The sequence below is a fragment of the Pseudomonas sp. Choline-02u-1 genome, from assembly GCF_002836515.1.
In the GTDB taxonomy this organism is placed as follows: domain Bacteria; phylum Pseudomonadota; class Gammaproteobacteria; order Pseudomonadales; family Pseudomonadaceae; genus Aquipseudomonas.
This window is the reverse complement of sequence record NZ_PJBC01000060.1, coordinates 166,150-181,252: the sequence shown is the minus strand read 5'-3', so window position 1 is coordinate 181,252 and position 15,103 is coordinate 166,150. Positions and strand designations below refer to the sequence as shown.

11 protein-coding genes are annotated in these 15,103 nt (G+C 60.9%); 7 read left to right on the top strand and 4 right to left on the bottom strand.

All coding sequences use genetic code 11. The features are described from left to right. From CXF97_RS17150 to CXF97_RS17130, 5 genes are all read left to right on the top strand, one after another. Entirely contained in the window at positions 1–1,581 is a 1,581-nt protein-coding gene (locus tag CXF97_RS17150) for a VWA domain-containing protein (RefSeq protein WP_101159509.1), read from the top strand. Then, entirely contained in the window at positions 1,578–2,918 is a 1,341-nt protein-coding gene (locus tag CXF97_RS17145; protein WP_101159508.1) for a BatD family protein, read from the top strand. The genes CXF97_RS17150 and CXF97_RS17145 overlap by 4 nt, the downstream gene beginning before the upstream one ends. Further along, positions 2,915–3,937 carry an HAD family phosphatase gene (locus CXF97_RS17140; protein WP_101159507.1) on the top strand — a complete coding sequence of 341 codons (1,023 nt, stop codon included), beginning with the start codon at positions 2,915–2,917 and terminating at the stop codon, positions 3,935–3,937. The genes CXF97_RS17145 and CXF97_RS17140 overlap by 4 nt, the downstream gene beginning before the upstream one ends. Positions 3,938–4,007: 70 nt before the next feature. Continuing rightward, complete coding sequence (locus tag CXF97_RS17135; protein ID WP_101159506.1) at positions 4,008–5,582, top strand: arylsulfatase; 1,575 nt, start codon at positions 4,008–4,010, stop codon at positions 5,580–5,582. A gap of 248 nt (positions 5,583–5,830) precedes the next feature. Next, the gene (locus CXF97_RS17130) at positions 5,831–8,335 is read left to right on the top strand and encodes a fused MFS/spermidine synthase (protein WP_101159505.1); all 2,505 of its coding nucleotides are present in this window, start codon (positions 5,831–5,833) and stop codon (positions 8,333–8,335) included. A gap of 302 nt (positions 8,336–8,637) precedes the next feature. Here CXF97_RS17130 and CXF97_RS17125 read toward each other — a convergent pair whose 3' ends face one another. Then, positions 8,638–9,315: a DUF3313 domain-containing protein gene (locus CXF97_RS17125; protein WP_016774611.1), complete on the bottom strand. Its 678-nt coding sequence runs from the start codon at positions 9,313–9,315 to the stop codon at positions 8,638–8,640. A gap of 212 nt (positions 9,316–9,527) precedes the next feature. Between CXF97_RS17125 and CXF97_RS17120 the strand changes: the two genes are divergently transcribed. Continuing rightward, a complete protein-coding gene (locus CXF97_RS17120; protein WP_101159504.1) occupies positions 9,528–11,894 on the top strand; it encodes a tetratricopeptide repeat protein in 2,367 nt (788 codons plus the stop codon). 142 nt (positions 11,895–12,036) lie between these two features. Here CXF97_RS17120 and CXF97_RS17115 read toward each other — a convergent pair whose 3' ends face one another. Further along, entirely contained in the window at positions 12,037–13,011 is a 975-nt protein-coding gene (locus CXF97_RS17115; protein WP_101159503.1) for a hypothetical protein, read from the bottom strand. A 156-nt stretch (positions 13,012–13,167) separates the two neighbouring features. Continuing rightward, positions 13,168–13,659 carry a hypothetical protein gene (locus CXF97_RS17110; protein WP_101159502.1) on the bottom strand — a complete coding sequence of 164 codons (492 nt, stop codon included), beginning with the start codon at positions 13,657–13,659 and terminating at the stop codon, positions 13,168–13,170. A gap of 197 nt (positions 13,660–13,856) precedes the next feature. On the opposite strand from CXF97_RS17110, the gene CXF97_RS17105 reads away from it, so the two are divergent. Continuing rightward, positions 13,857–14,549: an aspartate/glutamate racemase family protein gene (locus CXF97_RS17105; RefSeq protein WP_101159501.1), complete on the top strand. Its 693-nt coding sequence runs from the start codon at positions 13,857–13,859 to the stop codon at positions 14,547–14,549. A gap of 1 nt (position 14,550) precedes the next feature. Here the strand turns inward: CXF97_RS17105 and CXF97_RS17100 are convergent, their stop codons facing one another. Further along, positions 14,551–15,069 (bottom strand): GNAT family N-acetyltransferase, encoded by a 519-nt coding sequence (locus CXF97_RS17100; protein WP_101159500.1) that lies wholly within the window; start codon positions 15,067–15,069, stop codon positions 14,551–14,553. Between the last annotated feature and the right edge of the window lie 34 nt (positions 15,070–15,103).

Here is a 15,103-nt window from a genome sequence, read left to right as displayed (position 1 = left end):
ATGGAGATCAACCTCAGCGATTTCCACTTCCTGCGCCCGCTGTGGCTGTTGCTTGCGCTGTTCGGCGCAATGCTGCCACTGATCTGGCGCCGCAGCCGCGACCTGCAAAAACGCCTGCGCGGCAATATCGTCGAACACTTGCTGCCGCACTTGTTGATCACCCCGCAGGATCACCAACGCTTGCGCCCGGTACACCTGCTATGCGCGCTGCTGATTCTTGGCGCCCTCGCCGCTGCCGGGCCGACGTGGGAACAGGATCGCCCGGACTTTCTCGAGAACCGCGCGCCGTTGATTGTTGCCGTCGACCTTTCGCCGTCGATGGACGCCAACGATGTGCCGCCGACGCGGCTGGAGGCGGTCAAGCACAAGCTGCATGAGCTGCTTCAACGTCGCGCTGCTGCGCGGACCGCACTGATCGCCTATGCCGGCAGCGCCCATCTGGTGTTGCCACCGACCGACGATCCGGCGCTGCTCGACAGTTTCATCCAGGCCCTAGGCACGGGCTTGATCGACAAACCCGGCAAAAACGTCGCCGCCGTGATCGATCAAGCGAAACGCTTGCTCAGCGCCGAGAACACCCCGGGCAGTCTGCTGCTGATAACTGACGGGGCCGATACCACGCAACTCGATGATCTGCAAAAACACCTCGACGGCAGTGCCTTGCAGGTTCTGGTTCTGGCGGTGGGCAGCGAAGACTCGGGCGTCATCACTACCGCCAGCGGCCAGCCGAAAATCGACAGCAGCGGACGACCGGTGCTCGGCAGTTTCGATCAGGCGGCCCTCAAGCAATTGGCCTCGGCCGTCGACGCGCCGCTCGGCAGCCTGACCCTGAATAACGATGACCTGGAGTGGATCGAGTTGCACGCCCGCCAACACTTCCAGAGTGCCAGCGCCGAACAGCGCGAATTGCACTGGAAGGACGCCGGTTACTGGCTCTGCTGGCCATTGCTGTTACTGGCGCTGTTCAGCGTGCGCAAGGGCTGGAGCGTCAACTGGATACCGGCGCTGTTTTTGGCCGTAGGGTTGGGATGGCCTGCGGCGCCGGCGCAGGCCAACGCCCTCACCGATGCGTTTTTCACCCGCGACCAACAGGGCCGCTGGGCGTTTGAGCATGATCGTTTGCCCGAAGCCGCGGCGCTGTTCGTCGACCCGAACTGGAAAGGCGTCGCGGCCTATCACGCTGCCGATTACGACTTGGCAATGGCGACCTTTGCCCGCCTGGACACGCCGCAGGCGTATTTCTACCTGGGCAACATTTACGTGCGCCGCTTCAAGTTCGATCAGGCGATTGCCGCCTACAGCCAGGCGTTGAAACTGCAGCCGCAATTTCCCGAAGCGAGCGCCAATCTGGCCCTGGCCCAGGCGCTGCTCAAGGACACCGAAAGCGCCGAGAAAAACGCTCCGCAAACCAAACCTGATGAAATCAAATTCGACAAGGCACCCGGTAAAGGTCAGAGCAAAAAGGTCGCGACTCAGCAGGCGGCGTCCGACGCGCTGTGGCTGGAAAACCTGACCACCTCACCGGCGAAGTTTCTAAGGCAGAAGTTCAGCTTGCAGGATCAGCAGGTAGACCAGCCATGAACCGTGCTCGCGAAGAGGCCCGGACACTCACCGCAAAACTCAGCGCACTACTGCTGACCAGTCTGCTGTCCCTGAACGCTGTTGCTGCCCCCCCGCAACTGAAAGTCCAGGCCCACCTCAACCCCAGCGAGGGCGCGATGGTTGGCGGTCTGGTCGAACTGCAACTCGATGTCCTCACCGACACCTGGTTCACCAGCGCCGCCGCCCTGCCCGCCCTGAAACTGGACGGTGCACTGGTGATGCCGCCAAACGGCCAGGCGCAGCATCTGAACCAGACCATCGATGGCCAGTCGTTCAATGGCTTGCGCTATAGCTATCTGATCACACCCAACGTCGCACGCAGTTTCGATATTCCGGCGCTGACCGTACGCGCCAGGCTGGGCCAGGCCACTGAGGACATCAGCGCACAAAGCCAGCCGCTGAGTTTCAGCGCCGCCCAGCCGCCTGGCTTCGCGCCCGGGGAGACGCCTCTGGTTGCCAATGGGTTGCGCATGAAGCAGATCGTTACCCATTCTGCAACGCCGTTGCAAGTCGGCGACAGCATCACCCGTGAGCTCACCCTGCAAGCCGATGGCGCGCTGGCGATGGCCCTGCCGATTCCGACCTTCAGTGATGTTGCCGGCTTGAGTCGCTACGCGAAGACGCCACAAGTCAAAGCGCTGGATGACGGTCGCGGCAATATCCTTGGCGGTCAACGCGTCGACAGCGCCAGCTATCGCATCGACAGCGCCGGTACTTACATGCTGCCAGCCATCGGCGTGAAATGGTGGGACGCCTCTGCGAAGCAGATCCGCAGCGCTGAGGTGCCGGCCGTGAGCTTCGAGGCCGCAGCCAACAACGCCTATAAACCGGTGTTTTCGCTCGCCGCAGACCTCAGGCAACTGCAACAGAACCACTTGCACTTCTCCAGCCGCTGGCTGCTCTGGCTGGCGCTGTCGGTCGGCCTCGCCGTCGGTGTGTACTTGCTGCGGCCCGTCGCCGTTCGCGCCCATCGACGCTGGCTCGCACATAAACGGGCGAAGCAATTGGCCTGGCAGCAATCGGCCGCGTTCGCCTGGCAGCAGATCGATCCGCAATTGCGAGCCAGACCCGCCCAACTGACCGCGCTGTACCTGTGGCTACGGCGCAGTCGTCTGGGCTTGAAACTTACGGGCGCCGGGCCGCGTTTGCAGGGTGTGTTACGCGGGCTTTACGGCCGTCAGTCTGCCGTCGATCAAACACTTGTTCAGCTTCGCCAATCGTTGTCTACGCTTCAAAGTCAGGTCGCCAGGCAACACGCGAAACCCGCGCCAGCCCTGCGCCCGCTTAACCCAGTGCATGAGAAGGATTTCACATGATCAACCCGTTGCTGTTTTGCCAACGTTTCGGTCTTGCCCTGCTGTTGACACTGGCCCTGCCCCTGCTGGCACAGGCGAATGAACCGCTGCCATCGTGGAATGACGGTCCGGCCAAGAAGAGCATTATCGAATTCGTCCAAGCCGTGACCGACCCGAGCAGCAAGGACTTCGTCAAACCGGCCGAGCGGATCGCCGTGTTCGACAATGACGGCACCTTGTGGAGCGAGCAACCGGCGTATTTCGAATTGCTGTTTGCCTTCGACGAGGTCAAGCGCACCGCCGCGCAACACCCCGAATGGAAAACCACACAGCCGTTCAAAGCGGTGCTGGAAAATGATCACAAAGCCCTCGCCGCGTCGGGCATGGACGGTTTGCTGAAGATCGTCGGCGCCACCCACAGCGGCATGACCACCGAAGCTTTCGATGACTACGCGAAAACCTGGTTCAGCCAGGCCCGCCATCCGAAAACCGGCAAGCCCTACACGGAAATGATCTTCCAGCCGATGCTGGAAATGCTCGACTACCTGCGCAGCCAGAACTTCAAGACCTACATCGTATCCGGTGGCGACACCGGCTTCATGCGCGCCTTTGCCGAGAAGGTCTATGGCATTGCGCCGGAACAGGTGATCGGCACTACCTTCGTCACTTCTTACCAGTTCAAGGACGGCAAAGCCTCTATCGTGCGCACGCCGAAAGTCGCGCACAACGACGACGGCCCGGGCAAACCAGTAAGCATTGATGCGGTGATCGGTCGACGGCCGATTCTGGCCTTCGGTAATTCCGACGGTGACTTGCAGATGCTGCAGTGGACCGCCGCCGGGCCCGGCAAGCGCCTGATGGGGCTGGTGCACCACACCGATGCCAAGCGCGAGTGGGCATATGACCGGCAATCGAATATCGGCCGACTCGACAAGGCCCTCGACGAAGCGAATACCCGTGGCTGGACGGTGGTGGACATGGCGTCGGAATGGCGCCGGATCTATCCGTTCGATCCACCGGCAACCGAGCAGGTGCAATAAGAAAGCGTGATGCAGGAGAGCAATTAACGTTTGTCGCAAAAAACGACCCCCGCGCAAAGGAGCAAGTCACATGACTCGCATACGCAAGTGGCTACCGAATCTCGCCCTGGTGGCAACCTCGGTGATGGCGCTGTCGGCAACCGCCACAGCGGCTGAAAAACCCAACATTCTCGTCATCTTCGGCGATGACATCGGCCAGACCAACATCAGTGCCTATTCCATGGGCGTGGTCGGATACAAGACGCCGAATATCGACCGTATCGCTAAAGAAGGCATGATTTTCACCGATTACTATGCCGAAAACAGTTGCACGGCCGGACGCTCGTCGTTCATTACCGGGCAGACGCCATTGCGTACAGGCTTGTCCAAGGTGGGCATGCCAGGGGTTCCGGTGGGCTTGCAGCCACGCGATGTGACCATTGCCCAAGCGCTGAAAGCGCAAGGCTATGCCACGGGTCAATTCGGCAAGAACCACTTGGGGGACAAGGACGAATACCTTCCGACCAACCACGGCTTCGACGAGTTTTTCGGTAACCTCTATCACCTCAACGCCGAAGAGGAACCTGAACGTCCGTACTGGCCCAAGGATGATGCCGAGTTCGTCAAAGCCGCGTCGCCCCGTGGCGTGATCCACAGTTTTGCCGACGGCAAGATTGAAGACACCGGCGCGCTGACCAAAAAGCGCATGGAGACCATCGACGACGAAACCACAGCGGCCGCGCAAGCGTTCATCGAGAAACAGGCCAAAGCGGACAAGCCGTTCTTTGTCTGGATGAACACAACACGTATGCATGCCTTCACTCACGTGCGCGAGTCCATGCAAGGGCAAAGCGGCATGGTCGGCAACGAATATGCCGATGGCATGCTCGAGCATGACGGCGATGTCGGCAAGCTGCTCAAGACACTGGATGACTTGAAGCTGACCGAAAACACCATCGTCGTCTACACCACCGATAACGGCCCGAACCAATGGTCGTGGCCTGACGCTGCAACGACGCCGTTCCGCAACGAGAAAAACTCGAACTGGGAAGGCGCGTACCGGGTACCGGCGATGATTCGCTGGCCGGGCAAAGTCAAGGCAGGCGAAGTCTCCACGCAAATGTTCTCCGGTCTGGACTGGTTTCCGACGCTGTTGGCCGCCGTGGGCGACACCGACATCAAGGAGCGTTTGCTCAAAGGCGCCGACGTCGCCGGCAAAAACTTCAAAGTGCACCTGGACGGCTATAACCAGCTGGACTATCTGACAGGTAAAACCGATAAGAGCGCGCGCAAGGAGTTCTACTACTTCAACGATGACGGTGCGTTGGTCAGCATGCGTTTCAACGATTGGAAACTGGTGTTCTGTGAGCAGCGCGCGCCCGGCGGACTGCAGGTGTGGAGCGAACCGTTCACCTGCCTGCGTGTGCCGAAAATGTTCAACCTGCGCATGGACCCGTACGAACGCGCCGATATCGTGTCTGACCAGTACTATGACTGGCTGACGAAAAACGACTATTTGATTTTCGACGGTACCCGCCGCGCTGCGAAGTTCCTGCAGACCTTCGTCGACTATCCACCTAGCCAGCGTCCGGCGAGCTTCAGCATCGACCAGATCCGCGAGGACGTGGACCGCCGTATCGAAGAAAAAATGAAGAAGGCCCAGTAATACCGCTCTACCGCCGCCCGCTTTCACAGGCGGGCGGCCCTGTTTTGAACAAGCGACCGGGTCGGTTTCGTTCGCGAGCAGGCTCGCTCCCAAAAGGTTTTCTGCGATCGTTCCCACGCTCTGCGTGGTAACGCAGCCCGGGACGCTCTGCGTCCAATGCCGAAGCGGACGCCGAGCGTCCAGTGAGGCATTCCCACGCAGAGCGTGGGAACGATCAACATCAGCCAATCCATAACAAGGCTCACCGCATGTCCTCACGTGTCGCCAGCAAGTCGTCGGCCATACCCGTCTCGCAAGCCGCGCCCGCCACCTCGCTGATCCCTGCCCTGCTGCTCTGCATCTCCGGCGCGGCGGCGTTGGTCTATCAAGTGTTGTGGATCAAACAGCTATCGCTGGTGGTCGGCGTCGAGGTCTACGCGATCACGACCGGCATCAGCGCGTTTTTCGCCGGGCTCGCCCTCGGCGGCTGGTTGTTCGGGCGCTGGGCCGATCGTTTGCAACAGCCGGTCCTGCTGTATGCCGGGCTGGAAGTGCTGGTGGCGATGCTCGGGGTTGGCGCGACAGTGGCCATGAGTCTGGCGGCCAATGCATTTGCCTGGTTGCAGGGTCATGTCAGCGTGCTCGCGTGGTTGTTGCCGTTTGCGCTGGTGGGTATCCCGGCGGTGTTGATGGGCGGAACGTTGCCGGTGTTGGTGCGCTCTCTGGCGGCTGAGCCGGGCAAGGCCGGCGGTCAGTTGTATGCGGCAAATACGCTGGGCGCCATTGTCGGCACTTTGCTCGCCGCGTTCGTACTGATCGCCAGCCTCGGCGTGCGCGGTAGCGCGCTGTTCGCCGCGATGCTCAACTTGCTCGCCGCTGCCGGTGCGCTGTGGTTGCAGCGGCAGCAGCCATTGGCGCTGGGCACGCCGGTCAAACACGGCAACGCAAAAGCACCCGACCGCACTGCGCTGTGGCTCTACGCTATCGCCGGAGGTGTGGCGTTGGGTTACGAGGTGGTCTGGTCGCAATCGATCGTGCAGTTCATGAGCACGCGCACCTATGCGTTTGCGGTGGTGCTGGCGACTTACCTGACCGGGCTGTTTATCGGCAGCGTCGTACTCGCTCGTCGCGTCGAGCGCATTCGCGACCCATGGGGCGTATTCGGTTTGTTGATCGCCGGTGCAGGCCTGATTGCGCTGCTGGAGATCGCCATGCTCGGCCGCTGGCTGGTGCTCGCGCAAAGCCATGCCGAAACCTGGCTGCTGAGTCTGGGCGTCAGTGAGTTGGCCGGCATGAGCGCGCGATTTGCCGTGGCGGCGCTGAGCATAGTGTTTGCGCCGACCCTGCTGCTGGGCGCGGCGTTTCCTCTGGCGTTGCGCCTGAGTGTCGGCAGCGAACGTGTGGGTCGCGATGTCGGCGCCGTGGTGGCGTTCAACACCTTGGGCGGGATCATCGGTGTGATGCTTTGCGGCTTTGTATTGATTCCGTTGCTGGGACTTGTGCGCACCCTCGGTCTACTGGCGCTTATCGCAGCGACGATTGGTTATCTGGCGGTGCGCAAAGGCCATGGCGTGACGAAAGGTCGGCGCCAGGCCGTGGTCGCACTCGGTCTGGTTAGCGTAGCGGTGGCGGTACTGACCCCAGCCGACAAACTGGCCAGCCTGTTGCCCGGCGCACGCAACGGCACGCTGGCGTTCTACGAGGAAGGGCGCGGCGGCACGGTCGCGGTGGTCACTCAGGGGCGTGGCGAAAACACCTTCCACCGTTTGTACATCCAGGGAGTGTCGAACACTGGCGATGCCATGCCATCGCTGCGCTACATGCGCATTCAGGCGCTGCTGCCGCTGCTGATCCACAACGGTGAACCGCGCTCGACCCTGGTGATCGGCTTCGGCACCGGCATCACCGCAGGGGCCATGCTGCGCTATCCGGGTCTGGAACATCGCGTGGTCGCCGAGTTGCTGCCATCGGTGGTGAAAGCGGCGCCTTTGTTCAAGGGCAATTTCAATGCGGCCAGCGATCCCGATATCGACGTGCGCCTGCGCGACGGTCGCCAGGAACTGCTGCGCAGTGAACAGACCTACGACGTAATCACCCTCGAGCCCCCACCGCCCTCCGCCGCCGGCGTGGTCAATCTGTATTCGCGCGATTTCTACGAGCTGGCCGCCAGTCGCTTGCAGGACAAGGGCATCGTTGCCCAGTGGCTACCGCTGCCGACGCAGAACATCGACGACTCGCGCTCATTGGTGCGCAGCTTCCTCGATGTGTTCCCGCATGCCTCGCTGTGGACCAGCGAGTTCCACGAAATGCTGTTGGTCGGCTCGTTGGCACCGATGGAACTGGACGCCGCGAAAATCACCGCGCGCTTTCAGCAGGACAGCGTACGCAGCACCTTGCAGGACGTCGGCATCGGCTCGCCGGCGGCGCTGCTGGCCACCTGGGTCACCGACCGCGCCGGCCTGGACCGCTTCGCCGCCGATGCCCCGGCGGCGACCGATGACCAGCCGCGCATCGAATACGCGCCGTGGGTGCGCAGCAAGGAAATCACCCGCGTACTGCCAGCGCTGCTGGACTTGTATCAGCCACCGACACTGGTCAATGCCGATGCAGGGTTCATTGAACGCATGCAAGCGCATCGGCAGCGATTGATGCAATTCTATCGGGCAAGCCTGCACGCCTACGACGGCGATCGGGACGCCTGGGGACGGGATATTCGGGAGGTGATGCAGGGAGATCGGGCGAACCCATATTTTCGCTGGTTTGTCGGGCAGTAAGGTGGGGGCTGACAGAATGCCTTCGCGAGCAGGCTCGCTCCCACAAAACAGCAAAAGCAAGATCAGAAGATCGCAGCCTTCGGCAGCTCCTACACGATGAGCGTTAGCTCGAGTGCTCTTGATCTTGATCCACCGGCGACGTCGGAAGGCTGAGCGGAGGGATCGATCCGGGGGCGGGAGCGTAGCGACCGTCTGGCGAAGCCATCCAACCCCAACCCCAACCTTAAGCAGACAAGCCCCCAAACTGAACTGCAATCCAGCGGGAGCCAGCCTGCTCGCAAACAGGCCCGAGCCTCACGACATCACTTGGCCTCGGACTTGAGCTTCAGATACGTCTGATGCATGTCACTCGCCCAGCCATCGATCACCGCTTTGACATCAGTGGCTTTCATCACCTGCGAGGAATTTTCCAATGGCTGACCGGTGCCCTTGCGCACCACTTGAGCCACCACCTTGTTACTGCTGCCGTCGAGGAATACCGCCTCGGTGGCCAACGTGGTTTCTTGATCACGAATCCCGGTAGCCGTGCTCACCGCAGCAGCGACCAGCGCAATCGGAATCACCTCATACACATGCAGGCCTTCGGTCTTGCTGCTCACCGCCGTGATCGCCGGCCGGATCACGATGACGCCAGGCCCCGGGCCGGTGGCCAGCGGCAGCGACTTGCTCAGCTCACGCTTGAGCGCCTGATCGTAATAACTGGTGATGCCATTGAGCGTCTGCTGGGGGATTTTTTCCGTCGCTTGCGGCTTCGGATACAACTGGCTCGGTTCGACATAGACGCTACTGAATTTGTTGATATCGAGTTTCGGGTCCATCCAGCGCATCACCTCGGCACCCGACGGTGATTTGGTCTCCTTCAGTTGACTGTAATCCTTGAGAAAACCGGAGTACTGGTCTGGCTCGACGGTTTTGCTGGAACAACCCACCACACCCAGGGTGGCGATGCACAGCGTGCCCATCATTACGGCTAGCTTCATGCTGTAACTCCTGTCAGAAGGCCAAATCGTTTGCATAGGGGAAGTTACAGGTATAGCTAAAACCGCAGCAATTGCGATTGCAAATTACAAAATTCACACAGCGCTGCGCAGCGAATCACAACACACATTTGACAGACCCGCCGCATCCGGCAAAGCTGCATCCAGACGTATGCACGCCAGAAGGCCAACGCACCCGGACTACGGAAGTCGCAATGCCCAAGCATAAAAACAAAGCGGTGCAACCTGAACCTGACGCATCACCCTCCTCTTTTTCACGTTTCGTATTCCCGATCATCATCGGCGTGCTGCTCGCGGCCGTGGCCGGTATCGGCTGGTTCCTGTTCAGCCCGGCGTCCGCCCCCCTCAAACCTTCAGCAATCAGCGCGCCTGTAGCACCGCCAGCCAAGCCGCAACCAGTGGTGGCGAGCAAGCCGGCAAGCTTGGTCGATGAGCAGCAATGCCAAGGTTGCCACAGCGAACAGGTCAAGGACTGGCAAGGTTCGCATCACCAGTTGGCCATGCAGCCGGCGACTGGCGAAACCACCCTCGGCGACTTCAACAACCTGACCTTTAAGGCCGGGAACGAGACCACACGGTTCACCCGCAGGGGCGATGAGTTCTGGGTCAATACGCCCGGCGTCGACGGCAGGAACGCCGATTTCAAAGTGGCCTACACGTTCGGCATCGCGCCGCTGCAGCAATATCTGATCGAGGTTGGCCAGGGCCGCCTGCAAGCCCTCGGCGTAGCGTGGGATAGCGAAAAACATCGCTGGTTTCATCTGTACGCCGGCCAGGGTGTGAATTTCAAGAATCCGCTGCACTGGAGCAAACCGAGCCAGAACGCCAATTTCATGTGCGTCGAATGCCACACTACCGGTTTCAAGCGCAATTTCGATGCGGCGAGCAACAGCTTCAACAGTCAGTGGAACAGCCTTGGTGTCGGCTGTCAGGCCTGTCATGGCCCGGCGTCCAATCACCTGGAATGGGCGCAGAAAAAAGACGACCTGATCCATAAGGGCTTCGACGTCGATCTCAAGGACAAGAATGCCACGGTAGAAATCGAAACCTGTGCGCGCTGCCATTCCCGCCGCGCACCGCTGGGCGATGGTTTCACCGTCGGCAAGCGCCTGATGGACGATTACCTGCCCAGCGTCCTGACCCGCGAACTGTACGCACTGGATGGCAAGATCAAGGACGAAGTGTTCGAACACGGCTCGTTCCTGCAAAGCAAGATGTTCGACAAGGGCGTGCGCTGCAGCAATTGCCATAATCCGCACAGCAACGAACTGAAGGCACCGGGCAACGCCGTGTGTCTGCAATGTCACAACACGGCGGGCAAGACCTCGGTCGCCGGCGTCGACGGCAAGGGCCTGCAAGCGAAGAACTATGACTCTATCGAACACACCCGCCACGCTATCGGCCAGCCCGGTTCGCAGTGCGTCGATTGCCACATGCCTGGCAAGTTCTACATGGGCAACGACTTTCGGCATGACCACAGTTTCAGTATTCCCAACCCGGAGCGTGCGCAGAAACTCGGCACCCCAGACGCCTGCCTGACCTGTCACCAGGGCAAGGCCGGCGACAAGGTCACCGCGCAGTTCAAATTGTGGAACGCCACCGCCTCCCCGGCTCAGCAGGCGCCACGCTATGACGAAAGCCTGTGGCTGATCCGCAATGGCCAGCCCGGCGCCGCCGACGCGCTGTACCAGCAATTGCAGCGCAGCAACCTGCCGGCGATCCAGCGCGCAACGTTGCTGGCGGAATTACCGCTGTACCCGAGCGAACAGGCGCTGAAACTGGCCACTCAGGATCTGAAACATCCAGAGCCACAGGTGCGTGAAAGCGCGGTGCGGGCGATCAGCGCATTCCTGCCGCCGCCCGAGCGTGCGCCGTTATTGGCGCCGTTGCTCAATGATCCAGTGAAAGCCGTGCGCATCGTCGCCGCGCGGGATTTGCTCGGTGCCTCGCGCAACAATGGTCTGGGGGCGGCGCAAGCCAGCTGGAACGCGGCGATCGCCGAATATGAAGCCGTGCAGAAAAGCTTGCTCGAGCGTGCAGAAGCCAATCTCAATCTGGCGATGCTCTACCAGGCCAGCGGGCGCAATGCCGAGGTCGAACCGTTGCTGCGCAGTGCCCGGCAACGTGACCCGGATTTCTACCCCGCGCTGGTCACGCTGGCACAGTGGCTGGAAGCGAATGGTCGTGCCACCGAAGCGCAGAAGCTGTTGGATGACAGCCTCAAGCAGCATCCGGATGCGGCGCTGTTGCAGCACACGCGCGGGTTGTCGCTGATCCGTGCCGGCCAGCCCGCCGACGCCATGTCCTACCTGCGCAAAGCCGCACAACTGGAACCGGAGAATGCGCAATACGGCTATGTACTGGCGGTGGCACTGCATCAGGGCGGCAAGGTTGATGAGGCGTGCGCGATTCTGGAAAGTTTGCTCAAGGTACAACCGGCCAACCGCAATGCGCGGCTGTCGCTGATTCAGTACTACCTCGATAGCGACCAGGAACCCAAGGCGCAGGTGCTGTTGCAGGGCTGGAAGAAAATGAACATGGGGGATCCGGCGCTCAAGTGATCGATGGGATGCCCCCCCGATCACCTTTGGGAGCGAGCCTGCTCGCGAATGCAATCTGTCAGTGACATCGCAGTCGGCTGACGTAGCGTTTTCGCGAGCAGGCTCGCTCCCACAGGGCTACCACTGAGCTTCAGCGTTTGCATTACCAGGACGATGTTTCGCCACTGCGCAAAGCCATCTCTCGCCGGCTATTGGCGCGCATCGCCTTGATCAGCGACACCGTCCCCACCAACAAAATCGCCGCACCAAACAAAAAGTCGATGTTGTACAGCTGGAAATCTTCCACTGGCCCGATCAGCAATGTGCGCACCACCGCAATCCCCACCAGCGTCGCGAGGAAGTCGATCCCCGGTTCATCGCGGTAGAACACCAGCATCAGCGGCAGGCAAAGCACCAGCAGAAGCAACAACACCACCACCTTGAACGAGCCTTTGCGTTCGACGCTGAACGCGCATTCATGCGCGCCATAAGGCTTGTAGTCTTCGTCGCGGATCATCGAGTTTTTCTCGTTGATGTAATCGACGCGGTTGTACTTCTGGATCGGCGTGAAGGTGTTGGACATCTCCATCAGCGTGGTGATGTTTTTGAAGCGAAGGTCGATGCGTTCGCTGCCCTTGAGGTAATACAGCACCGGTTTGTAGCCGTAACGATAGGTGTCGAACGGGAACGCGGCCGTCTGCGCGTGTACGCCGATCAGCCGTGGTTCGAGTTCGGCGAAAGCACTTTTATTGGTCGACGAGAGGTTGCGGCTCAGCGGCTGCACCTTGACCTGTTCGAGGAAGATTGGCGTCACGCCAAACGACCATTGCAGCGGTTCCAGACGCAAGCGCAGTTCGTTGCGGCCCAGGTCGTAGCGGTTGAAGGTGCGTTCGGAAACCACCAGCGAACCGCCGACCATGAACTCGCCGCGCAGGTTGTTGGTGACGCGCAAGGTCAGTTGATCCTTGCCCAGCAACGCCGCCTCGCTGGTCGGTGGCGTGCCGCACCAGGCGGTGCTTTCGCCGACGCCGCCAAGCTGGCCGTCGCGGTTTTCCTTGAATACGTAAAAGTAACTGGCCCACAGCGTCAGCAGCAAAAGCGACGCCGTGAGACCGAGGATTTTTTTGCCCGGACTCACTGATCAGACTCCCTTCTTCGGTTCCATCGTCCAGCCGAAAACCCGCTGGCGACGGCGACTCTACCAAAAGGCCATCAGTGACCCAAGGGAAAATGCCGGACTGGCGTCGAGCCTAAGGGTTTCCCCGGTACTCGCCTTGACCAGGCAGATGCCCCGTCAGGTGCGCTCGCGGGGGATCAGGCTTTGCAATTGCTGGGCGAGAAAGTTGGCGTCGAAGGTAAAGGTATCCGGATCCTTCAAACCATTGGTCTTGCGCCACTGCCACGTGCCATTCGCCAGGCCGACCAGCGAAATGCTCCCATACCGCGCTGCCGTCAGCCCCATCACTGCCAGGGAAATCTGCCCGCCGCTGCCCATCACGTCCGGGACGAACTCTACCGGTTTGCCGGCAAGGACAATGCTCAACTTCTCTGTCTTGAAGGTCGATGTTTCAACCGGCACGCTCGGCCCGGAGGCGACGTAGGCCTCGCGGCTCACCTCCAGAAGATTCGGCGCCTTGACCGGTTCAAGCCATCGCTCGATCGCATCGAACAACGCGCCAATCCGTGTGGCCCACTCCGCCGACTGCGCAGTGAACAGTTGCTTCTTGTGCGCTTCGCTATCGGCATAGTGGCGAAGCATCTCGCCCAGTTGCTCTACGTCATTCATTGCTGTGTTCCTCGGAAAGGACCTGCGAAGGGGGATAGTGGCAGATCCCGGGCACGGCGTACGTTTAGTTCTTGCAGATGCACAGTTGTGTGAAAGATCGGCGGTACAGTCAGCCGGTGCTGGCGTCGCGACTCGAACAGAAGGAAACTTCGAGCCGACCTGAACGCTCGACACTGTTATTTGCCGGAGGAAGTCCAATGCGCACTATCGGCCTTATTGGCGGCATGAGCTGGGAGTCCAGCGCCGAATACTATCGTCTGATCAATCAGCAGGTCCGCGACCGCCTGGGCCCGCTGCGTTCGGCGCAATTGCTGATGTACAGCGTCGACTTCGGCCCGGTCGAACAGGCCCAGCACGCGGGACGCTGGGACGATGCGGCGGCGATTCTGGTGGATGCCGCGCGCAGGCTTGAGGCCGGTGGCGCCGAATGCGTGGTGCTGTGTACCAACACCATGCACAAAGTGGCAGATCAGATTCAGGCAGCGATCAGCATCCCGTTTCTGCACATTGCCGAACCGGCGGCGCGGGCGGCGCTGGAGATCGACGCGCTGACAGTCGGTCTGCTCGGCACGGCATTTACCATGGAAGAGGATTTCCTCAAGCAGCGGCTGATCGCCCAAGGCCTGACCGTGCTGGTGCCCGACGCAGCCGAGCGCAAGGACGTGCACCGGATCATCTACGACGAACTCTGCGTGGGCGTGATCAGCGAACAATCGCGCCAGATCTACCAAGGCGTTATTGAATCGTTAACCGCCCGTGGCGCTCAGGCGATCATCCTCGGTTGCACGGAAATCGGCCTGCTGGTCAAACCCGAACACAGCGCCCTGCCCCTGCTCGACACCACTGAACTGCATGCGCAGTCGGCGGTGGCGTTCGCACTCGGCGACTGACTCAGGCTTTCGGCGAACCGCGCAGACGGGCCATGCTCAGGGTGTCGACCCATTGCCCGTCGCGCACCGCGTAATCACGCAACAGCCCCTCGGCCTCGAAACCGAACTTGCGGTAAAGCGCGATCGCCGCCTCGTTATCGGCGTACACCGTGAGTTCGACGCGGTGCAGGTTCATCCAGTTGTCGGCAACGTCGAGCGCCGCCGCCAACAACTGCGAACCCACACCTTTGCCTTGCCATGGCACTGCGACGGCCATGCCGAAACTGCCGGCATGGGCGCGGCGCATCCTTGAACAGGCCTCCAGCCCAAGATTGCCGATCACCACGCCTTGGTGCAGCGCCACCAGTTTCAGCGCCCGTTCGTTGTCGGCCTGAAGACGCTGGCGCCAGACTTCACTGGACTGAAACGGCATTTGCAGCACTTGCCGTGCGACCGCCGGGTCGTTGTAGAGCGCGGTGATGCCTTCGAGGTGGGATTCGCTGGAGCGTTCGAGATGAATATCGGGAGTTGGGTCTGGCATGGGGATCGATCCGTGATCAGGGTGGCTGGTCACT